General features: G+C 72.7%; 1 protein-coding gene. It reads right to left on the bottom strand.

Annotated features, from left to right (window positions below):
* Positions 1–400: LCP family protein (locus tag AOK01_RS45570; protein WP_425424776.1), on the bottom strand; the 400-nt coding region annotated here is incomplete at both ends.
* Positions 401–591: the final 191 nt, after the last annotated feature.

Consider the following 591-nt stretch of genomic DNA (forward strand, 5'->3'; position numbering starts at 1 on the left):
TCTCGACGGTACGGATCGTGCAAGCCGGACCGCCGCTCTGGAAGGCGTAGTTGAACATCGAGAACACGGGTGCGGTGCGGGCGCCGTCCGGCCCCCGGCAGCTCGGTACGTCCACCATCAGGTCGCGGGGCAGCGAGACGGCGGTCGCGCTGCGCCGGTTCGCCGCGAGGTGCAGCAGGATCGTGGTGTCGGAGCGCTCGGTGCCGGAGTCCCTGCCGTACTTGCGGTTCCCGTCCCCGGACCGCGAGTCCGACCCGATCAGCAGGATGTTCTGCGCGTCGCGCACCAGCGCGGTGGGCCGTTCCTTCTCGTACCGGGCGAGTTCGGCGGCCGTGTCGTCGTCCGAGGTGATGTTGGAGCTGAGCTTCTCGTACACCGCCCACCCGGCCCCCGCGGCGCCNNCAGCCACCGCCGACGGCGCCGGGCGACACCGGCAGGGGTGGCGGTCGAGCCCAGATCGGGCCCGACCGCGCCCTCACCGCGCGTCCCACCGGTGCCGTTACCGCTGCCGCTCACGCCAGACTCCGCCCCTCCTGTCGCACGAACCTGCCCTTACGACCATGACGCGGTCGGGGGCGGGGGGCTTTGGGG

The sequence above is a fragment of the Streptomyces aurantiacus genome, assembly GCF_001418335.1.
GTDB classification, from domain to species: Bacteria; Actinomycetota; Actinomycetes; order Streptomycetales; family Streptomycetaceae; genus Streptomyces; species Streptomyces aurantiacus.